This window comes from Streptomyces sp. WAC05292 (assembly GCF_003949955.1).
GTDB lineage: Bacteria > Actinomycetota > Actinomycetes > Streptomycetales > Streptomycetaceae > Streptomyces > Streptomyces globosus.
In genome coordinates this window covers 1-22,021 of the sequence record NZ_RPSE01000033.1, presented here as the reverse complement: position 1 = coordinate 22,021, position 22,021 = coordinate 1, and the positions used below count along the sequence as shown (strand labels likewise).

Genomic DNA, 22,021 nt, shown 5'->3' with positions numbered 1-22,021 from the left:
GGCCAGGCCCGTCAGACCTCTTCGACGCTGCTCGGCTCGCGCCGGGACAGGTCGATACCGAGCTCCTCCGCCGCGCGGAAGACGTCCTCGTCGGTGTCGCGCATCTCGATGGACATGCCGTCCGAGGACAGCACCTCCACGTTGAGGCAGAGCGACTGCATTTCCTTGATGAGCACCTTGAAGGACTCGGGAATGCCCGGCTCGGGGATGTTCTCGCCCTTGACGATGGCCTCGTAGACCTTCACGCGGCCGGTGACGTCGTCGGACTTGATGGTCAGCAGCTCCTGGAGGGCGTACGCGGCGCCGTAAGCCTCCAGCGCCCACACCTCCATCTCACCGAAGCGCTGGCCACCGAACTGCGCCTTACCACCCAGCGGCTGCTGCGTGATCATCGAGTACGGACCGGTCGAACGGGCGTGGAGCTTGTCGTCGACCAGGTGGTGGAGCTTGAGGATGTACATGTACCCGATCGAGATCGGGTCCGGGAACGGCTCGCCGGAGCGGCCGTCGAACAGGCGCGCCTTGCCGGACGGGAGGACCAGGCGGTCGCCGTCGCGGTTCGGGATGGTGTGCTCGAACAGGCCGGCGAGCTCGTCCTCGCGGGCGCCGTCGAACACGGGGGTGGCGACGTTGGTGCCGGGCTCGACGCGGTCGGCGCCGATGGCCTTCAGTCGCTCGGCCCACTCCTCCGCCAGGCCGGAGACGTCCCAGCCGCGGCTGGCGAGCCAGCCGAGGTGGATCTCCAGGACCTGTCCCGGGTTCATTCGGGACGGGACACCCAGCGGGTTCAGGATGATGTCGACCGGGGTGCCGTCCTCGAGGAAGGGCATGTCCTCGATCGGGAGGATCTTGGAGATGACACCCTTGTTGCCGTGGCGGCCGGCGAGCTTGTCACCGTCGGTGATCTTGCGCTTCTGGGCGACGTAGACGCGGACCAGCTGGTTCACGCCCGGGGGAAGCTCGTCCCCCTCCTCGCGGTCGAAGACGCGGACGCCGATGACCTTGCCGATCTCGCCGTGCGGGACCTTCAGCGAGGTGTCGCGGACCTCGCGCGCCTTCTCACCGAAGATCGCGCGGAGCAGGCGCTCCTCGGGGGTCAGCTCGGTCTCGCCCTTCGGGGTGACCTTGCCGACCAGGATGTCGCCGGCGACGACGTCCGCACCGATGCGGATGATGCCGCGCTCGTCGAGGTCGGCGAGGACCTCCTCGGAGACGTTCGGGATGTCCCGGGTGATCTCCTCGGGGCCCAGCTTGGTGTCGCGGGCGTCGACCTCGTGCTCCTCGATGTGGATCGAGGAGAGGACGTCGTCCTGCACGAGGCGCTGCGACAGGATGATCGCGTCCTCGTAGTTGTGGCCCTCCCACGGCATGAACGCGACGAGCAGGTTCTTGCCCAGCGCCATCTCGCCGTTCTCGGTGGCGGGACCGTCGGCGAGGACCTGGCTCTCGACGACGCGGTCGCCCTCGTTGACGATGACCTTCTGGTTGACCGAGGTGCCCTGGTTCGAGCGGGAGAACTTCGCGACGCGGTACGTGGTGTACGTGCCGTCGTCGTTGGCGACGGTGATGTAGTCGGCCGAGACCTCCTGGACGACACCGTCCTTCTCCGCCTTGATGGAGTCGCCGGCGTCGACGGCGCAGCGGTACTCCATGCCGGTGCCGACGAGCGGCGCCTCCGCCTTGATGAGCGGAACGGCCTGGCGCATCATGTTCGCGCCCATGAGGGCGCGGTTGGCGTCGTCGTGCTCGAGGAAGGGGATCATCGCGGTCGCGACGGACACCATCTGGCGCGGGGAGACGTCCATGTAGTCGACGTCCGTGCCGGGCACGTAGTCGACCTCGCCGCCGCGGCGGCGGACCAGGACGCGGCCCTCCTCGAAGCGGAGGTTCTCGTCCAGGCGCGCGTTGGCCTGGGCGATGACGAAGCGGTCTTCCTCGTCGGCGGTCAGGTAGTCGACCTCGTCGGTCACCTGGGCGTCGACGACCTTGCGGTACGGCGTCTCGACGAAGCCGAACGCGTTGACGCGGCCGTAGGAGGCGAGCGAGCCGATCAGACCGATGTTCGGGCCTTCGGGGGTCTCGATCGGGCACATGCGGCCGTAGTGCGACGGGTGGACGTCGCGGACCTCGAAGCCGGCCCGCTCACGGCTCAGACCGCCGGGGCCGAGCGCCGAGAGGCGGCGCTTGTGGGTCAGCCCGGACAGCGGGTTGTTCTGGTCCATGAACTGCGACAGCTGGCTGGTGCCGAAGAACTCCTTGATGGAGGCGACGACCGGCCGGATGTTGATCAGGGTCTGCGGCGTGATCGCCTCGACGTCCTGGGTGGTCATGCGCTCGCGGACGACGCGCTCCATGCGAGCCAGGCCGGTGCGGACCTGGTTCTGGATGAGCTCGCCGACGTTGCGCAGGCGGCGGTTGCCGAAGTGGTCGATGTCGTCGGTCTCGACGACGATCGAACGGCCGGACTCGCCGATGGTCTCGGTCTCGCCCGCGTGGAGCTTCACGAGGTACTTGATCGTCGCGATGATGTCGTCGACGGTCAGCACGCCGGCGTCGAGCGGCTCGTCGGCGCCGAGCTTCTTGTTGACCTTGTAGCGGCCGACCTTCGCGAGGTCGTAGCGCTTGGGGTTGAAGTAGAGGTTCTCCAGCAGCGTCTGCGCGGCCTCACGGGTCGGGGGCTCGCCCGGACGCAGCTTGCGGTAGATGTCGAGCAGCGCGTCGTCCTGGCTCTGGGTGTGGTCCTTCTCCAGGGTGGCGCGCATGGACTCGTACTCGCCGAACTCCTCGAGGATCTGCTCGGTGGTCCAGCCGAGGGCCTTGAGGAGGACGGTCACGGACTGCTTGCGCTTGCGGTCGATGCGGACACCGACCATGTCGCGCTTGTCGACCTCCATCTCCAGCCAGGCACCCCGGGAGGGGATGATCTTGGCGGAGAAGATGTCCTTGTCGGACGTCTTGTCGATGGAGGAGTCGAAGTAGACGCCGGGGGAGCGCACCAGCTGCGACACCACGACACGCTCGGTGCCGTTGATGACGAAGGTGCCCTTGTTGGTCATGAGCGGGAAGTCGCCCATGAAGACCGTCTGAGACTTGATCTCACCGGTCTCGTTGTTCGTGAACTCGGCGGTGACGAAGAGCGGGGCAGCGTACGTGAAGTCGCGCTCCTTGCACTCGTCGACGGAGTTCTTCGCCGGCTCGAACCGGTGGTCGCGGAAGGTCAGCGACATCGACCCGGAGAAGTCCTCGATCGGCGAGATCTCCTCGAAGATCTCTTCCAGACCGGACTTGGTGGGGACATCGAGTCCACTCTCGAGCGCCGACTCGACGCGAGACTTCCAGGCGGCGTTGCCGAGCAGCCAGTCAAAGCTCTCGGTCTGCAGCGCCAGGAGGTTCGGAACCTCGAGCGGCTCCTTGATCTTTGCAAAGGAGATGCGCAGCGGGGCGGTGCTGGCACCGTTGTTCGTATTGGTCGAGGCGTTGCGCGAGGCGGCCAAGAGGGGGTCCTTCCGAGGGCTCGGACTCACTACGCGCGTACCGGTCCCAGCTGACACATAGACCAAAACCCCAGGTCAGGGCGTATCAATCGTGTGTGCTCAAGCGTGGGCATGCCCCTGGCGACGGGCAGGGGGCAGCTAACAGGCAGCGCAAAGGGTCAGTGTAGCCACTCGGCTCACTGATGTCCAGACCAGGTTTCCGGCAACCGGCAACAGGCCTTCCCCTTGTAGATCAACGCCGCGGCTCTCGTACACAGAGCGCGTATCAGTACTGCCCTCTTCGTAGTCGATCCATGCCTCGGATCCCCGACCGGTGCCCCGGACCGCGGATCGAGCTGGCGACGGTCCTGAGAATTGCGCGCCGCGTGCCGTTCGTCAAGGCCCCCTGCTCCGTGCGGATCATCTCGGACACCCGGCACGGAGCAACGATGATCACCCTACTCCCCAACGACAGCTGGGCAAATCAGGCACCGCGGGTACGCCGAAGGGCGACCACCCGTGCGGGTGATCGCCCTTGGCAGGGGCCTGGAGGGGCCCCGGGGTGTTACTTGACCTCGACGGAGGCGCCGGCGCCCTTGAGGGCCTCGGCGGCCTTGTCAGCGGCCTCCTTGTTGACCTTCTCGAGGACCGGCTTCGGGGTGCCGTCGACGAGGTCCTTGGCCTCCTTCAGACCCAGGGAGGTCAGCTCGCGCACGACCTTGATGACCTGGATCTTCTTGTCGCCGGCGCCGGTGAGGATGACGTCGAACTCGTCCTTCTCCTCGACGGCCTCGGCGGCCGGGGCACCCGGGACACCGGCGGCGACGGCGACCGGAGCGGCGGCGGTGACGTCGAACTTCTCCTCGAAGGCCTTCACGAACTCGGCGAGCTCGATGAGGGTCATCTCCTCGAACTGAGCGAGCAGGTCGTCCTGAGACAGCTTCGCCATGATGGGCGATCCTTCCACTAATTCGGCTGGTGCCGAGATGTATCGAAAGGCGGGCGTAACGGCCCGCTACGACCCGCGCACTAGGCGGCGCGGATCAATGCGCGAGCCGAATTACTCGGCACCGCCCTGCTCGTCCTGCTTGGCACGAAGCGCTTCCACGGTGCGGACGAGCTTCGAGGGCAGCGCCTGGAAGAGCGCGGCAGTCTGGGACTGCTTGCCCTTCATGGCACCGGCCAGCTTGGCGAGCAGAACCTCGCGGGACTCGAGGTCCGCAAGCTTCTTGATCTCGTCGGCGGACAGCGCCTTGCCGTCAAGGACACCGCCCTTGATGACGAGCTTCGGGTTGTCCTTGGCGAAGTCACGCAGAGCCTTCGCCGACTCCACCGGGTCACCGGTGACGAAGGCGACCGCGGTCGAACCAGCAAGGTGCTCGTCCAGCGCGGTGATCCCGGCCGAGTTGGCCGCAATCTTGGTCAGCGTGTTCTTCACCACGGCGTACTGGGCGTTCCCACCGAGCGAACGGCGCAGCGTCTTGAGCTGCGCAACGGTGAGCCCCGTGTACTCGGTCAGCACAGCGGCGTTCGAGCTGCGGAACATGTCCTCCAGCTCGGCTACCGCGGCAGCCTTGTCGGGCCTTGCCATAGAGCGTCGGCCTCCTTCCGGGTGATGAGGACCGCGCAGAAGGGGCTGGACAAAACAAAGCGCCCCGGGCGCAGGCGCACGGGGCAACGCTCGACCAGGATCGAAATCCTGGGAGCCTTCCACAGTCACCTGCGCGGGTCGCCCGCTTTCAGCGGATCCTTCGGCCACCGCCCCCTTGCGGGCGCGGCAACGACCAGCGGTCTTTGGCTTCTGGGGAACTGTACGTGACCGCGTCCCGGGAGGGCAAATCGCCCTCCCGGGCTCCCTGCGGGCCCCGCCCCGGGCGGGGCGGGGCGGGGCGACCGCGGGCAGCTGACGCGCGGCGCCCGTACGGGCGCCCTGTCAGCCCTCCTGGGTCAGCTGGGCGAGGTCGACGACCTGGTCGGCCGGAGGGGCCGCGATGTCGACCGGCTTGTTGACGTCGAGGAACTTGACGGTGATGTCCATCGGGCCCTCGGTGCCCTCGCCGCGGGTGCGGAACTGCTTGGTCTGGTGGTTCTCGTCGATCCAGATGTCCATGGCCAGGCTCTTGATGCCCTGGGCCTCCAGCGCCTGGAGGTTCTTGCCCCGGCGCTCCTTGGCCTCGGGCGTGCCCGCGGCGGAGGCGGCGCGCAGCTCGTCCAGGGTGACGGTGCCGCTGAGGTGGGTGGTCTTCTGGCCGTCGACGGTCTCCTCGCCGACCGTCTTCAGGTCCTTGGCCGCGCTCATGTCGCCGGCCCTGTCGCCCGGGTTCTCACCCTGCTGGGCGCCGCCGAGCCGGTCGAGCTTCTTGGCCGCCTCCGGGTCCAGGGACTTCAGGTCGAACTTCAGGTACTTGCCCTCGGCGCCGAGGTAGAGGGCGCCGTCGAGGAGGCGGATGTCCACGCTCTCGCCGGGCTTCTCCGGGTTCGCCATCTTCATGGCCATGGCCGCGGACGGCTTCAGGCGCATGGCGGCCTCGCCGGAGATGGTCTGCCCCCCGGCCGTGCCCGCCATGGTGTAGCGGACGGAGGTGATCTCCGCCGCCTTCGCCTGGGTCTTCTCCAGGAAGGCCGCCGGAGTGACCTCGGCCGGCTTCGGCGCGGCCGCGGAGGGCGCCGCCGCGGCGCCGTCCTTCCCGGCGCCCCCGGCGCCCTTGCCGTCCTCGCACGCCGTGGCTCCGCCGGCCAGCAGGACGGCGGCCAGGACCGCCCCGGCGGCCTTCTTGCGGTACGCGTTCATCGTGTTCCCCACCCCTGATGCAGTGATCTTCAACTCGCGGGCCTGTCGCACCGGCCGCAAGACAGCAGTGACTCTACGCCACGCCTCTGACACCGCTCGCACAGGAGGTCGGACGGCCGGAAACGGAGAACGGGCCCTCCGCCCCGGTGAGGGGGCGGAGGGCCCGTTCAAGGTGCCACTGGCGGGCCGCAGGGCGGCCCGGAGCCGTCAGGCTCAGACCGCGGCCGGGTCCTCCTCGACGAGGAGGTTGCGGGTGCGGTTCGGGTCCAGCTGGATGCCGGGGCCCATGGTGGTGGTCAGGGCGGCCTTCTTCAGGTAGCGGCCCTTCGCGGCGGACGGCTTCAGGCGGAGGATCTCCTCCAGGGCCGCACCGTAGTTCTCGACCAGCTGCTCATCGGAGAAGGAGACCTTGCCGATGATGAAGTGCAGGTTCGAGTGCTTGTCGACGCGGAACTCGATCTTGCCGCCCTTGATCTCGGTGACGGCCTTGGCCACGTCCATGGTGACGGTGCCGGTCTTCGGGTTCGGCATCAGGCCACGGGGACCGAGCACGCGGCCGAGGCGGCCGACCTTGCCCATGAGGTCCGGGGTGGCGACAACCGCGTCGAACTCGTTCAGGCGGTTGCCCTTGGCGATCTCGTTGATCAGCTCGTCGTCGCCGACGATGTCGGCGCCGGCGGCAGTCGCGGCCGCAGCACGGTCACCGGTCGCGAAGACCAGGACCCGGGCGGTCTTACCGGTGCCGTGCGGGAGGTTCACGGTGCCGCGGACCATCTGGTCGGCCTTGCGCGGGTCAACACCCAGGCGGAAGGCGACCTCGACGGTGGCGTCGAACTTGGTGGCGGACGTCTCCTTGGCGAGACGGACGGCCTCGAGCGGGGCGTACAGCTTCTCCCGGTCGACCTTGGCGTCCGCAGCGCGGAGGGTCTTGCTGCGCTTCACTTCTGCTCCTGTTTATTCGCTTCAGGCATGGAGTCGTGGTCCGGGCCAGCGCTTGGCCCTGCCACTGGGTGGTGCGGGAAGGGGGCTGGTCAGCCCTCGACCGTGACGCCCATCGAGCGCGCGGTGCCAGAGATGATCTTCATGGCGGCGTCGATGTCGTTGGCGTTGAGGTCGGGCATCTTCAGCTCGGCGATCTCGCGGACCTGGGCGGCCGTCAGCTTGGCGACCTTGGTCTTGTGCGGCTCGCCGGAGCCCTTGTCCACGCCCGCGTGCTTCAGGATGAGGCGCGCGGCCGGCGGGGTCTTGGTCACGAAGGTGAAGGAGCGGTCCTCGTAGACCGTGATCTCCACCGGCACGACCATGCCGCGCTGCGACTCGGTCGCGGCGTTGTAGGCCTTGCAGAACTCCATGATGTTGACGCCGTGCTGACCCAGCGCGGGGCCGACCGGCGGGGCCGGGTTGGCGGCACCGGCGTTGATCTGGAGCTTGATAAGCCCCGTGACCTTCTTCTTCTTGGGAGGCATTGCTCTCTCCGGGTCCTAGTGAGAGTTTTCGCCGCCGATCCGGTCATCCGGATGGAGGCATACCGCACCACGATAACGGGTATCGGTGCGGGGCTCGAAACCGAGCAGGTCAGACGAGCCCCGAGGGGGCTGTCTGACCTGTCCGGAAGCTGTGGTTCAGAAGATCAGTTCTTCTGGATCTGGTCGAAGCTCAGCTCGACCGGGGTCTCGCGACCGAAGATCTCGACGAGGCCCTTGACCTTCTTCGAGTCCGGGTTGATCTCGTTGATGGTCGCCTGGAGCGTCGCGAACGGGCCGTCGGTGACGGTGACCGAGTCGCCGACCTCGAAGTCGAGGACCTCGATGGTGCGCTTGACGGCGGGCGCGGGCAGCCCGGCCTCCTCGGCGGCCTGCTTGGCGGCCTTCTCCTGCGCCTCCGGGGCGAGCATCTTGACGATCTCGTCCAGGGTCAGCGGGTACGGGTCGTAGGCGTTGCCCACGAAGCCGGTGACGCCGGGGGTGTTGCGGACGACGCCCCAGGACTCGTTCGTCAGGTCCATGCGGACGAGCACGTAGCCGGGCAGCTTGTTCTGCCGGACGTTCTTGCGCTCGCCGTTCTTGATCTGGACGATCTCTTCCTCGGGCACCTCGGCCTGGTAGATGAACTCCTCGACGTTCAGCGAGACGGCGCGCTGCTCCAGGTTGGCCTTCACGCGCTTCTCGTAGCCCGCGTAGGTGTGGATGACGTACCACTCGCCGGGCAGCAGGCGCAGCTCGTCGCGGAGCGCCTGGACCGGGTCGACGGGCTCGGCCTCCTCGGCGTCGGCGTCGGCTGCCTCGTCCTCGGCGTCGACGGCCTCCGCGGCCGGGGCGTCCTCGGCGTCGGCGCCGGCCTCGTCCTCGACCTCGTCGACCTCGTCCTCGGCGTGCGGCGCGGCGTCCTCGGTGTCGGCGAGCTCTGCCTCGTCCGGCTCCACAGCGTCTGCCGCCTCGACGGTGTCGAGCTCGTCCTCGACGGACTCGACGGAGTCGTGGCTCGCGTTCAGGTTCGGGTCAGACACGGTGGCTGCTTCTTCCTGGATACAAAAGGTGGTGGAACATGCGAAAAGGGGCGGCACCCATCAAGGCGCCGCCCTCCGCGGGGATCAGCCGAAGACGAACTTGATGGCTTCCTGGAACCCATAGTCAATCACGGTCACCAGACCGATCATGATGACGACGAAGACAATCACCACGGTGGTGTACGTCGAGAGCTGCTTGCGGGTGGGCCAGACGACCTTGCGGAGCTCCGCGACGATCTGGCGGTAGAAGAGCGCGAGCCGGCCCAGAGGACCCTTCTTGCCGCGCTTGCCGCCCTTGCGGGCCTTCTTCTCGCGGGCTTCGTCCTCGGCGTCAGGCTTGTCGATGGAGCCCAGGGCGTCCGTCACGTCTCTCACCTGAATCCGGGTCGGGGCCGTGGCCGCGCCCGGTTGCGCCGCACGGCGTTGCATCGAAGTACGTACCTGCGCACACATCCGAGAAGGAGTGTGGAGCAGGGCCGGAGGGACTCGAACCCCCAACCGCTGGTTTTGGAGACCAGTGCTCTACCAATTGAGCTACGACCCTTTGTGCACCCCAACCTACCGCATCCGGGCGAGTGCACGGAGTGCTCACGCTCTGGAGTGGTCGGCGAGGTCCAACGACAGGTGAGTGTACGTGCTCGAGGCCCTGACGTCGAACAGAGCGCGTGATCGGGCTGGTCCGTCCGATGTCCGGAACGGTGTGCCGCCGCCGCGGGCGGTCTGGGACGATGGCCGCATGACCTCTGCAACGCCTTCCTCCGAGCGCCGCGTGTCCGCCCGTATCGGCGCCATCTCCGAGTCCGCCACCCTCGCCGTGGACGCCAAGGCCAAGGCCCTGAAGGCCGCCGGGCGCCCGGTCATCGGCTTCGGTGCGGGCGAGCCCGACTTCCCGACTCCCGACTACATCGTCGAGGCGGCGGTCGAGGCCTGCCGCGACCCGAAGTTCCACCGCTACACGCCGGCCGGCGGCCTGCCGGAGCTGAAGAAGGCGATCGCCGAGAAGACGCTGCGCGACTCCGGCTACGAGGTCGACGCCTCGCAGGTGCTGGTCACCAACGGCGGCAAGCAGGCGATCTACAACGCGTTCGCCGCGATCCTCGACCCGGGTGACGAGGTCATCGTCCCGGCTCCGTACTGGACCACCTACCCCGAGTCCATCCGCCTGGCCGGCGGCGTCCCGGTCGAGGTCGTCGCCGACGAGACCACCGGCTACCGGGTCTCCGTCGAGCAGCTGGAGGCGGCGCGCACCGAGCGCACCAAGGTCCTCCTCTTCGTCTCCCCCTCGAACCCGACCGGCGCGGTCTACAGCGAGGAGGACGCGAAGGCGATCGGCGAGTGGGCCGCCGAGCACGGCCTGTGGGTCCTGACGGACGAGATCTACGAGCACCTGGTCTACGGCGACGCGAAGTTCACCTCGCTGCCCGTGCTGGTCCCGGCGCTGCGCGACAAGTGCATCATCGTCAACGGCGTCGCGAAGACGTACGCGATGACCGGCTGGCGGGTGGGCTGGGTCATCGGCCCGCAGGACGTGGTGAAGGCCGCGACGAACCTCCAGTCGCACGCCACCTCCAACGTCTCCAACGTGGCGCAGGTCGCCGCGATCGCGGCCGTCTCGGGCAGCCTGGACGCGGTGGCCGAGATGCGGAAGGCCTTCGACCGCCGCCGCCAGACGATGGTGAGGATGCTGAACGAGATCGACGGCGTCTTCTGCCCGGTCCCCGAGGGCGCGTTCTACGCGTACCCGTCGGTCAAGGAGCTGCTCGGCAAGGAGATCCGCGGCAAGCGCCCGCAGACCTCCGTCGAGCTGGCCGCGCTGATCCTGGACGAGGCCGAGGTCGCGGTCGTCCCCGGCGAGGCCTTCGGTACACCCGGCTACCTGCGCCTGTCGTACGCCCTGGGCGACGAGGACCTGGTCGAGGGCGTGTCCCGGATCCAGAAGCTCCTGGCCGAGGCCAAGGCCTGACCGCCACCGCTCCGGAGCGGCGCCGTCCCCACGGGGGCGGCGCCGCTCCGTCGTTTTCCGGGGCCCTTCCGGCCACGCCCCCGGGCAGTCCAGCCCCGCCTGCGTTGAGGCGCCGGTCCGGGCGGAGCCCCGGGCAGTCCAGCCCCGCCGGCGTTTGCGGCGCGGGGTCCGGGGCGGATCCCTGGGCGGGGTCCGGGGCTGCGGGCCCCGGTTTCGGGAAGGGACGGGGTGGGGCCCGGGCTCCGCGCAGCGGCCCACCCGCCGCCACCGGTCCTCCGTTCGGGCGGCACCCCGATCGGGAAAACCCTCCCGCCGAGCGCCGCGGTACGGCAGGATCTCCAGATGGAGCACGTACGCGATCTCACGCTTCTGCCGAAAGCCCATCTGCACCTGCACTTCACCGGGTCCATGCGCCCGTCGACCCTGCTGGAGCTCGCCGACAAGTACGGCGTGCGCCTCCCGGACGCGCTGACCGCCGGGGAGCCCCCGAAACTCCGCGCCACCGACGAGCGCGGCTGGTTCCGCTTCCAGCGGCTGTACGACGCCGCCCGGTCGTGCCTGCGCCGGCCGGAGGACATCCAGCGGCTGGTGCGGGAGGCAGCGGAGGAGGACGTCCGCGACGGGGCCGGCTGGCTGGAGATCCAGGTCGACCCGACCTCGTACGCCCCGCACCTGGGCGGGCTGATCCCGGCGGTGGAGGTGATCCTCGACGCGGTCGGGGCGGCCTCGCGGGACACGGGGCTCGGGATCCGCGTCCTGCTCGCCGCGAACCGCATGAAGCACCCCCTCGACGCGCGCACGCTGGCCCGCCTCGCCGTCCGGTACGCCGACCAGGGGATCGTCGGCTTCGGGCTGTCCAACGACGAGCGCCGCGGCATGGCCCGCGACTTCGACCGGGCGTTCGCGATCGCCCGGGAGGGCGGGCTGCTGGCCGCGCCGCACGGCGGTGAGCTCACCGGCCCGGCGTCGGTGCGGGACTGCCTGGACGATCTGCACGCCGCGCGGATCGGGCACGGGGTGCGGGCCGCCGAGGATCCGACGCTGCTGCGGCGGCTGGCGGAGGCGGGGGTGACGTGCGAGGTGTGCCCCGCGTCGAACGTGGCGCTCGGGGTGTACGAGCGGCCGGAGGACGTGCCGCTGCGGACGCTGTTCGAGGCGGGGGTGCCGATGGCGCTGGGCGCGGACGACCCGCTGCTGTTCGGGTCGCGGCTGGCCGCGCAGTACGAGATCGCCCGCCGGCACCACGGGTTCACGGACGCGGAGCTGGCGGAGCTGGCGCGCCAGTCGGTGCGGGGGTCGGCCGCGCCGCACGAGGTGCAGGACAAGCTGCTGGCGGGGATCGACCACTGGCTGGCGGGGTAGCGGACGCGGCGGGGCCGGAGGGCGGCGGCCGGGCCGGGGTCAGCGGGCGCGGGTGAGGCGGAGGTCGCCGTGCCAGCAGTCGGCGCGGACGCGGGCGCCGTCGTCGAAGGAGAGTTCCAGGCGGGCCCGGCCGGCGCCGGGCGCGGCGAATTCGGCGACGCCGGCGACGGTGGCGCCGACGTGGGGCAGGAGGGCGTGGTCGCCGAGGTCCTCGCCGACGTCGATGCGGCCCCACTCCCCCATGTCGTACGGCTCGTGGGGCGCGGCGGACTCGACGATGAGGCACCGGTCGGAGCCGGTGCTGATGCGGGTGGAGTCGCCTTCGCTGTCGATGAGCCAGACGTCGAGGGGGGCCTCGGAGCGCTCCCCCTCGCAGACGTGCCAGGACGCGACGATCCGGCGGATCGTGCGCCCCACCAGGCGGGCGGGGTCCGTTCCGGCCCCGTGCAGTGGGCAGTGCATGGCGGCGCCGGGGCTCCTTCAGAGGCTGACGCCGACCGTCACCGGCTCGTTGACGAGGGTGACGCCGAAGGCCTCGCGGACGCCGGCGACGACCTCGCGGGCGAGGGCGAGGAGGTCCTCGGTGGTGGCCTCGCCGCGGTTGGTCAGGGCGAGGGTGTGCTTGGTGGAGATGCGGGCGGGGCCGGTGCCGTAGCCCTTGGTGAAGCCGGCCTTGTCGATCAGCCAGGCGGCGCTGGTCTTGGTGCGGCCGTCTCCGGCGGGGTAGGCGGGCGGGACGGTGCCGGTGCCGAGGCGGGCCTCGACGCGGGCGAGGAAGGCGGCGAAGGCCTCGTCCCCGAGGATCGGGTTGTGGAAGAAGGAGCCTGCGGACCAGGTGTCGTGGTCGTCGGGGTCGAGGACCATGCCCTTGCCGGCGCGCAGCCGCAGGACGGTCTCCCGGGCGGCGGCGGCCGGGACGCGGTCGCCGGCCTCGACGCCGAGGGCGCGGGCGGTCTCCGGGTACTTGATCGGCGCGGACATGCCGCCGGCGTCCTCCAGGGCGAAGCGGACGCGCAGGACGACGTACCGGTCGGGGTCGTGCTTGAAGAGGCTGTCGCGGTAGGCGAAGGCGCATTCGGCGGCGGTGAGGGTGACCGTCTCGCGCCGGACGCGGTCGTAGGCGACGACCTCGGTGATGGTGTCGCAGACCTCCTGGCCGTACGCGCCGACGTTCTGGATGGGGGTCGCGCCGGCGGAGCCGGGGATTCCGGCGAGGCATTCGATGCCGGCGAGGCCGGCTTCGACGGTGCGGGCGACGGCGTCGGACCAGTTCTCGCCGGCGGCGAGCTCCAGGCGGGTGCCGTCGAGGTGGAAGCCGGTGGTGGCGATGCGCAGGGCGGTGCCGTCGAAGCCGCGGTCGCCGATGACCAGGTTGCTGCCGCCGCCGATGACGAGGAGCGGGGTGCCGCTCTCGTCCGCGGCGCGGACGGTCTCGACCACTTCGGCGTCGGTGGTCGCGGTGACCAGCCGGGTGGCGGGACCGCCGAGGCGGAAGGTGGTCAGGGGGGCGAGGGGGGCGTCGTGGAGTTCCTGCACGTGGACAAGAGTACGGTCCGTGCCCTCCGCATCCCTGCGGGGCCACGGACCGTACGGGTGCCGGATGCCGGTGCCGGTCAGGCGAGGGCGACGACGGCGCGGGAGCGGCCGAGGACCTTCTGGCCGGCGGCGGTGGCGACGAGGTCGACGCGGACCTGGTTGCCGTCGAGCTTGGCGGCCACCTTGGCGGTGACGTCGATCACGGCGCCGGTGCCGTCGTCGGGGACGACGACGGGGTTGGTGAAGCGGACGCCGTACTCGACGACGGCGCCGGGGTCGCCGGCCCAGTCGGTGACGACGCGGATCGCCTGGGCCATGGTGAACATGCCGTGGGCGATGACGTCGGGCAGCCCGACCTCCTTGGCGAACCGCTCGTTCCAGTGGATGGGGTTGAAGTCGCCGGAGGCGCCGGCGTACTGCACGAGCGTGGCGCGGGTCACGGGGAAGGAGGCGGCGGGCAGTTCGGTGCCGACCTCGACGTCGTCGTACTTGATCTGCGCGGTCATCGTCAGGCCTCCTCGGGGGCGCGGGAGACGAGCTTCGTCCACGCCGTCACCACGTGCTCGCCGGTCTCGTCGTGGACCTCGCCGCGAATGTCGATGATGTCGTTGCCGGCCATGGTCCTCACGGCCTCGATGGTGGAGGTCACCGAGAGGCGGTCGCCGGCGCGGACGGGGCGGGTGTAGGCGAACTTCTGGTCGCCGTGCACGACGCGGCTGTAGTCGAGGCCGAGCTGCGGGTCGGCGACGACCTGCCCGGCGGCGGCGAAGGTGATCGCGAACACGAAGGTCGGCGGGGCGATCACGTCCGGGTACCCGGCGGCCTTGGCGGCCTCGGGGTCGGTGTAGACGGGATGGGCGTCCCCGACAGCCACCGCGAATTCGCGGATCTTCTCCCGGCCGACCTCGTAGGGATCGGTGGGCGGGTAGCTCCGCCCGACGAAGGACTGGTCGAGCGCCATGGCTCCCTACCTCCTGGTTGAGCAAGTGGAAAATGATCGCGGAAACGACACGAGGCCGCCCCCCTTTGCAGGGGACGACCTCATGACGTTGCCTGAATCGGAGACTTCGCCGGTGTCAGCGGGTCTCGCGGTGCGCGGTGTGCGAGTTGCAGCGCGGGCAGTGCTTCTTCATCTCAAGACGGTCCGGGTTGTTGCGCCGGTTCTTCTTGGTGATGTAGTTCCGCTCCTTGCACTCCACGCAGGCCAGCGTGATCTTCGGGCGGACGTCGGTGGCAGCCACGTGAGTGCTCCTTGACGGACTAATGGACGGATCGAACGCATAAAAGAGTAGCCGATCGGGAGACCGACCCCGCAATCGGCTACTGTGGGTAGCGGCGACCGGACTTGAACCGGTGACACAGCGATTATGAGCCGCTTGCTCTACCGACTGAGCTACGCCGCTTTGATGTGATCGGCTCCCCGCCCTAAGGCGGGGGGCCTCTCTCACCAGAGCCCCAATGCGGAATCGAACCGCAGACCTTCTCCTTACCATGGAGACGCTCTACCGACTGAGCTATTGGGGCGAGCGAGGAAGACATTACACGGTTGCCCGCCCATCGCCCAAATCCATTGCCGGGGCCTGCCGGCGGGGGCCCATCCGGGCCGTTCCGGACCGGGCTGCGGGCGGCCGCGCCAGGCGCCGGGAGGGCCTCGCGGAGGGCTTCGCGGCCGATGCGGGAAGCGGGCGCGGCGGTACGACTATTGCGCTCCTCCGCGATGCCGGGAGCCCCGCGCCCTAGGCTCGCGGGAACGCGTGATCTTGGGCCGCGGGCCGAGCCGACCGGTCCGGGACCGCCGCCCCGAGTCCCCGCAGGAGCGCGATGTCCGACAGCCAGCCGCCGCAGCCGCCGAGCCGTACGTCGACCTCACCGGCTGGCTGCTGCTGCCCGCCCCGGCCGAGCCGCACGCCCACGGGGACACCGCCCTGACCGCCGACTGCGCCGGGCCCGTCTCCCACGCCCCCGAGGAGGTGCAGCGGCGGGCCACCGAGGCCGCCCTGCTCCAGCTCGGCCACGGCGCCACCGCCGTCCGCTCCCACGTCCGGATCGGCGGCGCACACGGCCTCGGCCCGCTGGAGGCCGTCCTCCAGGCCCGCCGCTCCCTGCGCGGCCTCACCGACCTGACCGCCGCCGCCGTGCCCCGGCTGCTCTCCGGCACGGCCGGCGCGGACGGCCGCGCCATGCTCCGGGACGCCGTCCGCATGGGCGCCTCGGTCGTCGGCGGCTGTCCCGACCTCGACCCGGACCCCGCGGGCCACCTGGAAGTCGTCCTGGGCCTCGCCTCCGAGCACGGCTGCCCCGTCGACCTGCACACCGACGGCGGCGACCCGGACGGCCTCGCCCGGATCGCCGCGATGGCCCGCGGACTGCGCCCGGGCGTCGTGATCGGCCCCTGCGGCGGCCTGTCGCGGCTGCCGCTGGAGGCCGCGCACCGGGCCGCCGACCGGCTGGCCGAGGCGGGCGTACGGGTCACCTGCCTGCCCCAGGGCGACTGCGCGGCCCTGGAGCGGCGCGGCCTGCGCACCGCGCCGGTGCGGCTGCTGCGGGCCGCCGGGGTCCGGGTCGCGGCCGGCAGCGGGGCCCTGCGCGACGCCGGGAACCCGGTCGGCCGCGGCGACCCCCTGGAGGCCGCCTACCTGCTGGCCTCGCAGGGCGGGCTGCGGCCCGCGGAGGCGTACGAGGCGGTCGGCACCGCCGCCCGCGAGGCGATGGGCCTGCCGGAGGTGCGGGTGGAGCCGGGGGCTCCGGCGGAGCTGCTCGCGGTGCGCGGGGACCGCATCGCCGGGGTGCTGTCGCTGGCGTACAGCCGGATCGTGGTGCACCGGGGGCGCGTGGTGGCCCGTACGAGCGCCGTGCGGGAGTACTGCGACTCGGCGGTCGCGGCGGCTCTCGACCTGCCCCGGCAGGGCCGGATGGAGCCGGGCCCCTGAGCGGGCGGCGGCCGTGCGCGGGCGGGCGGGCCCGGGTCGTCGTACGGTCGCCTCATGCGCATCGTCATCGCGGGTGGACACGGTCGGATCGCGCTGCGGCTGGAGCGGCTGCTCGCCGCGCGCGGGTACGGGGTCGCGGGCATCGTCCGCGACCGCACGCAGGAGGACGACCTGCGCGAGGCGGGCGCCGAACCGGTGCTCTGCGACCTGGAGTCGGCGACCGTCGACCACGTGGCGGGCATCCTGGCGGGCGCGGACGTCGCCGTCTTCGCCGCCGGCGCCGGGCCGGGCAGCGGGGCCGCCCGCAAGGACACGGTGGACCGGGGCGCAGCGGTCCTCTTCGCGGACGCGGCGGAACGGGCCGGTGTGCGCCGCTTCCTGATGGTCTCTTCGATGGGCGCTGACGCCCGCCACGAGGGCGGCGAGGTGTTCGACGCCTACCTGCGGGCGAAGGGCGAGGCGGACGACCACCTGCGCACCCGCCTCGGCCTGGAGTGGACGGTGCTGCGGCCCGGCTCGCTGCTGGACGACCCGGGGACCGGGCTGGTGGACCTGGAGGCCGCGACGGGCCCCGGGGCGGTGCCCCGGGACGACGTGGCGGCGGTGCTGGCGGAACTGGTCGAGACCCCGGCGACGGCGGGCCTGACGCTGGAGCTGGTCTCCGGCGCGGTGCCGGTGCCGGTGGCCGTCAAGGCGGTCGCGGGCAACTGAGCGCCTCGCGGCGCCGCCTGACCGCGTATCAGAAGTCGGCGGTGACCTTGTCGTCGGACCGCCCGACGGAGTCCTGCGCGAACTGCTCCTCGTAGGCGGAGCGGATCCGCTCGATGCGGGCGCTGCGGGCACCGGCGTCCTTCTCCGGGTACAGCAGGACGACCTCGTAGGACTGCTCCCGGATCATGGCGCCGTCGCCGGCGCGCCAGCGGCCGACGCCGTCGAGGACCGTCAGCCCCTCCGGGAACGCGGGGGTGATCTCCCGGTCGAGGAACCGGGTGAACTCCTGCTCGGTGACGGGCGGCACGCCGCCGGGACGGTCCGTGCCGAAGTACAGGCGCGTCTCCCGGTACGGCTCCGGCGCCGGCCCGTCCAGGGCCGCTCCTACGATGGCGGGGAGGCCTGCGCCGATGAGGGCGGCGAGCACGCCGCCTCCGACCTTTCCGCGGGTGTCTGAGATCCACTTCACTCAGGGTGAACGAACTGGGGGCGGCGACGATGCGGCGGGTTCGGGGCTCCGACGTCGAACGGGCGGCTGCCGGGATGCTGTCGGCCCTGTCGCCGCACGGCGGCCGGGACTGGACGGTCCGGGCGGGTTCACTCGAATGGTCGTGCTGGACGACGGCGGCGCACGTCGCGCACGACCTGTTCGCGTACGCGGCCCAGGTCGCCGCCCTGCCGGCCGACGGCTACCTCCCCCTGGACCTGCGGGTCCAACCCGGCGCCCCACCGCGGGAGGCACTGCGCGCGGTGACGGTGTCGGCCCGCCTGCTGCGCGCGGCGGTCGACGCGGCGGACCCCGGCGACCGCGCCTGGCACTGGGGGCCCTGCGATCCGGCCGGCTTCGCTGCGATGGGCGTGGCGGAGGTCCTGCTGCACACGTACGACATCGCGCAGGGCCTCGGCCTGGACTGGCGCCCGCCGGCCGACCTGTCGGCCCTGGTGCTGGCGCGCCTCTTCCCGGACGCCCCGGCGGCGGTCCCGCCCCCGGACGCCCTGCTGTGGTCGGCGGGCCGCGCGGCCCTCCCGGACCGCCCGCGCCGCACGGCCTGGTCCTGGCGGGCGGCACTGCCGCAGGAGGACTAGGCGGAGTCCATGACGGCCTCGACGATGTTCGAGATCCAGTGCCTGATCCGGTGCCACCGGCTGCAGAACCGTTTCGGCCTGCGCCGCCCGCCGTCGACAAGCGGCTTGCCGCACCGCCGGCACAGCCCCGCCCTGTACGTCCTCCCACCCATGCCCCGACCCTAACCCGCCATCCGGGGAACGCAGAACGGCCCCTGATCGCGTTTCCGCAGATCAGGGGCCGTTCCTCCAGTGTGGCGGCGCCAGGATTCGAACCTGGGTAGGCTAAGCCGACGGATTTACAGTCCGCTCCCATTGGCCACTCGGGCACACCGCCATGGGATGTCGCCTTCCGAGACCGCTTTTCGGCGGTGCTCCCTGGCAACGACGTAAACAATACCCGATGCTCCGGGGTGCTCCGCCACCGGATTGATCAGCGCTTGCGCCATCTGCGGTGGCTAGGCTTTGCGGAGCGGGCCGGGCATGGCCGGCCGCGGCCCCCCGGGGCACCGACAGCCGACTTCAAGGAGCCACAGCACATGGCCGACTCCAGTTTCGACATCGTCTCGAAGGTCGAGCGGCAAGAGGTCGACAACGCCCTCAACCAGGCCGCCAAGGAACTCTCGCAGCGCTACGACTTCAAGGGCACCGGTGCGAGCATCGCCTGGTCGGGCGAGAAGATCCTGATGGAGGCGAACTCCGAGGACCGCGTGAAGGCCGTCCTGGACGTGTTCGAGACCAAGCTGGTCAAGCGCGGCATCTCGCTGAAGGCGCTCGACGCCGGCGAGCCGCAGCTGTCCGGCAAGGAGTACAAGATCTTCGCTTCGATCCAGGAGGGCATCTCCCAGGAGAACGCCAAGAAGGTGGCGAAGATGATCCGCGACGAGGGCCCGAAGGGCGTCAAGGCGCAGGTGCAGGGCGACGAGCTGCGCGTCAGCTCCAAGAGCCGCGACGACCTGCAGGCCGTCCAGGCGCTGCTCAAGGGCAAGGACCTGGACTTCGCGATCCAGTTCGTGAACTACCGCTGAGCCGGGTGGCCCCCGGTCGGGCAGGCGCCTCCCGCCGTCGTGGACGGCCGGGGGGCGTTCTGGCGTTCGGGGTCCGGGCGGCGGGCGGGCGGCGGCGGTGTCCGCCCCGGGCTGCCCGCCTCCCGGGCGTGACGGGTGGACTCGGGCGCCCGCCCCTGCTGCCGGTGGCGCGGCGGCGGGGGTTGCCCGGGTGTCAGCCGCGGTCCGGGCGGCCGGGCTCCCGGTCTTCCGCACGGCCGGAGTCGGCTCCGGCGTCGGCTCCGGCGTCGGCGGAGTCGTAGCCGACGAAGTACGTGGGGCGGCGCTGGACGGCGGTGTAGATGCGGCCGATGTACTCGCCGAGCAGGCCGACGCAGATCAGCTGGACGCCGCCGAGGAACAGCATCGCGACGAACAGCGAGGTCCAGCCGGGCACGGTCCGGCCGAGGAGGAACACGACGAGGCTGGCGCAGATCAGCAGGAGGCAGGCCACGAAGCTGACCGCGCCGAGCCACGTCGCGATGCGCAGCGGGGCGGCGGAGAAGTTGGTGACGCCGTCCACGGCGAGGCGGATCATCTTGCTCAGCGGGTACTTGGTCTCGCCCGCGACGCGCTCGCCGCGCCGGTAGGTGACCTGGCCGCTGGGGAAGCCGAGCCAGGGGACGAGCAGCCGGTAGACCTGCTGCTGGTCGGGCAGGGCCTTGAGGGCCTCGACGGCCTCGCGGCTGAGCAGCCGGAAGTCCCCGGCCTGTGCGGGCACCTGCTTGCCGACGAGGCGCCGCATCAGCCAGTAGTAGGCGCCGGCGGTGCGGCGCTTGAAGCCGGTGTCGGTGCTGCGGTCGGAGCGGACGCCGTAGACGATGTCGAGGTTCTCGGCGCGGGCGAGGTCCAGCATCTCCGGGACCTTCTCGGGCGGGTCCTGGAGGTCGGCGTCGAGGCTGGCCACGTAGGCGCCGCGGGAGCGGTGGAGTCCGGCGCGGAGGGCGGCCTGGTGGCCGGAGTTGCCGCGGAGCCGGATGATCCGCAGCTCGGGCCAGTCGGCGCGGTGCTTCTCCAGGAGTTCCGCGGTGCCGTCGGTGCTGCCGTCGTCGACGGCGAGGACCTCGTAGGAGGCGCCGGTGCCGTCGAGGACCGGGCGGAGCCGGGCGACGAGGGCGGGGAGGGCCTCCTCCTCGTTGTACATCGGCACGATGACCGACAGGGTCGTGCCCGTGCGCGCTGCCGACACTGGTTCTTCCTGACCGTGGGTTGCTTCGGTACCGGGCCGCCCGCGCGCCGCCCTAGCGGGAGGCGAACGGGGCGTCGGTGGGGACGATCTCGCGGCCCAGCGGGAGCAGGGAGAGCGGGACCATCTTGAAGTTCGCGATGCCGAACGGGATGCCGATGATCGTGACGCACAGCGCGATGCCGGTCGCGATGTGGCCGAGGGCCAGCCACCAGCCGGCGAGGACGAGCCACAGCACGTTGCCGACGCAGGACGGGGCCCCGGCGTCGCGCCGCTCGACGGCGGTGTACCCGAAGGGCCACAGGGCGTAGACGGCGATCCGGAAGGCGGCTATGCCGAAGGGGATGCCGATGATCGTGATGCACAGGAGCACGCCCGCGAGGCAGTAGCCCAGGAACAGCCAGATGCCGCTCAGGACGAGCCAGATGACGTTGAGGATGGTCTTCACTGTCTGCGGCCTGCCATCTGTTCGAGCCGGGCGATGCGCTCGGCCATCGGGGGGTGGGTGGAGAACATCTTAGAAAGGCCCTGGCCTGGGCGGAACGGGTTGGCGATCATCATGTGGCTCGCCGTCTCCAGCCGGGGCTCGGGGGGCAGCGGGAGCTGCTTGGTGCCCGCGTCCAGCTTGCGCAGGGCGTCGGCGAGGGCGAGGGGGTCGCCGGTGAGCTGGGCGCCGGAGGCGTCCGCCTCGTACTCGCGGGAGCGGCTGATGGCGAGCTGGATGACGGAGGCGGCCAGCGGGCCCAGGATCATGACCAGCAGCATGCCGAAGAGGCCGGGGCCCTCGTCGTCGCTGGACCGGCCGACCGGGATCAGCCAGGCGAAGTTCACCAGGAACATGATCACGGAGGCGAGCGCTCCGGCGACGGACGAGATCAGGATGTCGCGGTTGTAGACGTGGCTGAGCTCGTGCCCGATCACGCCGCGCAGCTCGCGCTCGTCGAGTATGCGCAGGATGCCGTCGGTGACGCAGACGGCGGCGTTGCGCGGGTTGCGGCCGGTGGCGAAGGCGTTCGGCGCGGCGGTCGGCGAGATGTAGAGCCGGGGCATGGGCTGGCGCGCGGAGGTGGAGAGCTCGCGCACGATCCGGTAGAGGGCGGGGGCCTCGAACTCGCTGACGGGGCGGGCGCGCATCGCGCGTAGAGCCAGCTTGTCGCTGTTCCAGTACGCGTACGCGTTCGTCGCGAGGGCGACCAGGACGGCGATGATCAGGCCGCCCCGGCCGAAGAGGCTTCCGATGACGATGATGAGTGCGGACAGCCCGCCGAGGAGTACGGCGGTCTTCAGCCCGTTGTGCCGGCGGTGCACGGTACGCCCTCCAAGTGGTGCGGCGGGGGACCTCGCGGGGGTTCCACGGTCCAGTGGACCCTCCCTTCCAGGTCAACGCGAGGTGGCGGCGCGTGGTTCCCGCGGCGTACGGGGCGGGGCGCGGCGGCGGCCGCCCCCGCGGCC

Annotated in this window: 23 protein-coding genes and 4 tRNA genes; 6 read left to right on the top strand and 21 right to left on the bottom strand. The window is 71.0% G+C overall.

Going from position 1 to position 22,021, the window contains the following annotated elements; translation table 11 throughout:
* Nucleotides 1-11: 11 nt before the first annotated feature.
* From rpoB to EF903_RS06695, 9 genes are all read right to left on the bottom strand, one after another.
* Nucleotides 12-3,494, bottom strand: a complete 3,483-nt coding sequence (gene rpoB, locus EF903_RS06740; protein WP_125541888.1) for a DNA-directed RNA polymerase subunit beta — start codon at nt 3,492-3,494, stop codon at nt 12-14.
* A gap of 544 nt (nt 3,495-4,038) precedes the next feature.
* Nucleotides 4,039-4,422 carry a 50S ribosomal protein L7/L12 gene (rplL, locus tag EF903_RS06730; RefSeq protein WP_114053721.1) on the bottom strand — a complete coding sequence of 128 codons (384 nt, stop codon included), beginning with the start codon at nt 4,420-4,422 and terminating at the stop codon, nt 4,039-4,041.
* A 111-nt stretch (nt 4,423-4,533) separates the two neighbouring features.
* Complete coding sequence (rplJ, locus tag EF903_RS06725; protein WP_114053720.1) at nt 4,534-5,064, bottom strand: 50S ribosomal protein L10; 531 nt, start codon at nt 5,062-5,064, stop codon at nt 4,534-4,536.
* A 342-nt stretch (nt 5,065-5,406) separates the two neighbouring features.
* Nucleotides 5,407-6,264, bottom strand: a complete 858-nt coding sequence (locus tag EF903_RS33860; protein WP_260614907.1) for a hypothetical protein — start codon at nt 6,262-6,264, stop codon at nt 5,407-5,409.
* A 213-nt stretch (nt 6,265-6,477) separates the two neighbouring features.
* Complete coding sequence (rplA, locus tag EF903_RS06715) at nt 6,478-7,206, bottom strand: 50S ribosomal protein L1 (protein WP_114053718.1); 729 nt, start codon at nt 7,204-7,206, stop codon at nt 6,478-6,480.
* Nucleotides 7,207-7,295: 89 nt separating this feature from the next.
* Nucleotides 7,296-7,730: a 50S ribosomal protein L11 gene (rplK, locus tag EF903_RS06710; protein ID WP_114053717.1), complete on the bottom strand. Its 435-nt coding sequence runs from the start codon at nt 7,728-7,730 to the stop codon at nt 7,296-7,298.
* Nucleotides 7,731-7,894: 164 nt separating this feature from the next.
* On the bottom strand, nt 7,895-8,770 hold the full coding sequence (nusG, locus tag EF903_RS06705; RefSeq protein WP_125541886.1) for a transcription termination/antitermination protein NusG: 876 nt from the start codon (nt 8,768-8,770) through the stop codon (nt 7,895-7,897).
* 84 nt (nt 8,771-8,854) lie between these two features.
* Nucleotides 8,855-9,136 carry a preprotein translocase subunit SecE gene (secE, locus tag EF903_RS06700; RefSeq protein ID WP_114053715.1) on the bottom strand — a complete coding sequence of 94 codons (282 nt, stop codon included), beginning with the start codon at nt 9,134-9,136 and terminating at the stop codon, nt 8,855-8,857.
* A gap of 105 nt (nt 9,137-9,241) precedes the next feature.
* Nucleotides 9,242-9,314, bottom strand: a tRNA-Trp gene (locus EF903_RS06695).
* Between the two features lie 192 nt (nt 9,315-9,506).
* On the opposite strand from EF903_RS06695, the gene EF903_RS06690 reads away from it, so the two are divergent.
* Together EF903_RS06690 and EF903_RS06685 are read left to right on the top strand one after the other, a co-directional pair.
* Nucleotides 9,507-10,733, top strand: coding sequence for a pyridoxal phosphate-dependent aminotransferase (locus tag EF903_RS06690; protein ID WP_125541884.1), 1,227 nt, complete (start codon nt 9,507-9,509; stop codon nt 10,731-10,733).
* A 342-nt stretch (nt 10,734-11,075) separates the two neighbouring features.
* Complete coding sequence (locus tag EF903_RS06685) at nt 11,076-12,095, top strand: adenosine deaminase (protein ID WP_125541882.1); 1,020 nt, start codon at nt 11,076-11,078, stop codon at nt 12,093-12,095.
* Nucleotides 12,096-12,134: 39 nt separating this feature from the next.
* On the opposite strand, the gene EF903_RS06680 is transcribed toward EF903_RS06685, so the two are convergent.
* The 7 genes from EF903_RS06680 to EF903_RS06650 form a co-directional block, all read right to left on the bottom strand.
* Nucleotides 12,135-12,557: a hypothetical protein gene (locus EF903_RS06680; protein ID WP_125541880.1), complete on the bottom strand. Its 423-nt coding sequence runs from the start codon at nt 12,555-12,557 to the stop codon at nt 12,135-12,137.
* Nucleotides 12,558-12,575: 18 nt separating this feature from the next.
* Complete coding sequence (locus EF903_RS06675) at nt 12,576-13,697, bottom strand: UDP-N-acetylmuramate dehydrogenase (protein ID WP_125541878.1); 1,122 nt, start codon at nt 13,695-13,697, stop codon at nt 12,576-12,578.
* Between the two features lie 11 nt (nt 13,698-13,708).
* The gene (locus tag EF903_RS06670; RefSeq protein ID WP_114053710.1) at nt 13,709-14,137 is read right to left on the bottom strand and encodes a MaoC family dehydratase; all 429 of its coding nucleotides are present in this window, start codon (nt 14,135-14,137) and stop codon (nt 13,709-13,711) included.
* Between the two features lie 2 nt (nt 14,138-14,139).
* Nucleotides 14,140-14,592 carry a MaoC family dehydratase N-terminal domain-containing protein gene (locus tag EF903_RS06665; RefSeq protein WP_114053709.1) on the bottom strand — a complete coding sequence of 151 codons (453 nt, stop codon included), beginning with the start codon at nt 14,590-14,592 and terminating at the stop codon, nt 14,140-14,142.
* Between the two features lie 115 nt (nt 14,593-14,707).
* Nucleotides 14,708-14,872, bottom strand: coding sequence for a 50S ribosomal protein L33 (gene rpmG / locus EF903_RS06660; RefSeq protein WP_003956487.1), 165 nt, complete (start codon nt 14,870-14,872; stop codon nt 14,708-14,710).
* A gap of 89 nt (nt 14,873-14,961) precedes the next feature.
* Nucleotides 14,962-15,034: transfer RNA gene (locus tag EF903_RS06655), tRNA-Met, on the bottom strand.
* Nucleotides 15,035-15,082: 48 nt separating this feature from the next.
* Nucleotides 15,083-15,155: transfer RNA gene (locus EF903_RS06650), tRNA-Thr, on the bottom strand.
* A 230-nt stretch (nt 15,156-15,385) separates the two neighbouring features.
* On the opposite strand from EF903_RS06650, the gene EF903_RS06645 reads away from it, so the two are divergent.
* Nucleotides 15,386-16,561 carry a hydrolase gene (locus EF903_RS06645; protein WP_260614905.1) on the top strand — a complete coding sequence of 392 codons (1,176 nt, stop codon included), beginning with the start codon at nt 15,386-15,388 and terminating at the stop codon, nt 16,559-16,561.
* A gap of 54 nt (nt 16,562-16,615) precedes the next feature.
* On the top strand, nt 16,616-17,272 hold the full coding sequence (locus EF903_RS06640) for an SDR family oxidoreductase (RefSeq protein ID WP_125541876.1): 657 nt from the start codon (nt 16,616-16,618) through the stop codon (nt 17,270-17,272).
* Between the two features lie 28 nt (nt 17,273-17,300).
* On the opposite strand, the gene EF903_RS06635 is transcribed toward EF903_RS06640, so the two are convergent.
* Nucleotides 17,301-17,741, bottom strand: a complete 441-nt coding sequence (locus tag EF903_RS06635) for a DUF3574 domain-containing protein (RefSeq protein ID WP_125541874.1) — start codon at nt 17,739-17,741, stop codon at nt 17,301-17,303.
* 5 nt (nt 17,742-17,746) lie between these two features.
* On the opposite strand from EF903_RS06635, the gene EF903_RS06630 reads away from it, so the two are divergent.
* Nucleotides 17,747-18,358 carry a maleylpyruvate isomerase N-terminal domain-containing protein gene (locus EF903_RS06630; protein ID WP_260614904.1) on the top strand — a complete coding sequence of 204 codons (612 nt, stop codon included), beginning with the start codon at nt 17,747-17,749 and terminating at the stop codon, nt 18,356-18,358.
* 234 nt (nt 18,359-18,592) lie between these two features.
* Here EF903_RS06630 and EF903_RS06625 read toward each other — a convergent pair.
* A tRNA-Tyr gene (locus EF903_RS06625) sits at nt 18,593-18,674 on the bottom strand.
* Between the two features lie 202 nt (nt 18,675-18,876).
* Here EF903_RS06625 and EF903_RS06620 point away from each other — a divergent pair.
* Entirely contained in the window at nt 18,877-19,365 is a 489-nt protein-coding gene (locus tag EF903_RS06620) for a YajQ family cyclic di-GMP-binding protein (RefSeq protein WP_114053705.1), read from the top strand.
* Between the two features lie 193 nt (nt 19,366-19,558).
* Here EF903_RS06620 and EF903_RS06615 read toward each other — a convergent pair whose 3' ends face one another.
* Genes EF903_RS06615 through htpX form a run of 3 tightly spaced genes read right to left on the bottom strand, consistent with a single transcriptional unit; the run spans nt 19,559 to nt 21,877 of the window.
* Nucleotides 19,559-20,572: a glycosyltransferase family 2 protein gene (locus tag EF903_RS06615; protein WP_260614903.1), complete on the bottom strand. Its 1,014-nt coding sequence runs from the start codon at nt 20,570-20,572 to the stop codon at nt 19,559-19,561.
* A 52-nt stretch (nt 20,573-20,624) separates the two neighbouring features.
* Nucleotides 20,625-21,017: a YccF domain-containing protein gene (locus EF903_RS06610; RefSeq protein ID WP_125541872.1), complete on the bottom strand. Its 393-nt coding sequence runs from the start codon at nt 21,015-21,017 to the stop codon at nt 20,625-20,627.
* Complete coding sequence (htpX, locus tag EF903_RS06605) at nt 21,014-21,877, bottom strand: zinc metalloprotease HtpX (RefSeq protein WP_125541870.1); 864 nt, start codon at nt 21,875-21,877, stop codon at nt 21,014-21,016. The genes EF903_RS06610 and htpX overlap by 4 nt, the downstream gene beginning before the upstream one ends.
* Nucleotides 21,878-22,021 lie beyond the last annotated feature (144 nt).

Bases quoted from the DNA above. Each gene is read 5' to 3' on its own strand.
- rplK (WP_114053717.1), bottom strand. From the start codon at position 7,730: ATGCCTCCCAAGAAGAAGAAGGTCACGGGGCTTATCAAGCTCCAGATC.
- EF903_RS06680 (WP_125541880.1), bottom strand. From the start codon at position 12,557: ATGCACTGCCCACTGCACGGGGCCGGAACGGACCCCGCCCGCCTGGTG.
- rplJ (WP_114053720.1), bottom strand. From the start codon at position 5,064: ATGGCAAGGCCCGACAAGGCTGCCGCGGTAGCCGAGCTGGAGGACATG.
- rplL (WP_114053721.1), bottom strand. From the start codon at position 4,422: ATGGCGAAGCTGTCTCAGGACGACCTGCTCGCTCAGTTCGAGGAGATG.
- EF903_RS06685 (WP_125541882.1), top strand. From the start codon at position 11,076: ATGGAGCACGTACGCGATCTCACGCTTCTGCCGAAAGCCCATCTGCAC.
- EF903_RS06670 (WP_114053710.1), bottom strand. From the start codon at position 14,137: ATGACCGCGCAGATCAAGTACGACGACGTCGAGGTCGGCACCGAACTG.
- EF903_RS06690 (WP_125541884.1), top strand. From the start codon at position 9,507: ATGACCTCTGCAACGCCTTCCTCCGAGCGCCGCGTGTCCGCCCGTATC.
- EF903_RS06665 (WP_114053709.1), bottom strand. From the start codon at position 14,592: ATGGCGCTCGACCAGTCCTTCGTCGGGCGGAGCTACCCGCCCACCGAT.
- EF903_RS06640 (WP_125541876.1), top strand. From the start codon at position 16,616: ATGCGCATCGTCATCGCGGGTGGACACGGTCGGATCGCGCTGCGGCTG.
- EF903_RS33860 (WP_260614907.1), bottom strand. From the start codon at position 6,264: ATGAACGCGTACCGCAAGAAGGCCGCCGGGGCGGTCCTGGCCGCCGTC.
- EF903_RS06620 (WP_114053705.1), top strand. From the start codon at position 18,877: ATGGCCGACTCCAGTTTCGACATCGTCTCGAAGGTCGAGCGGCAAGAG.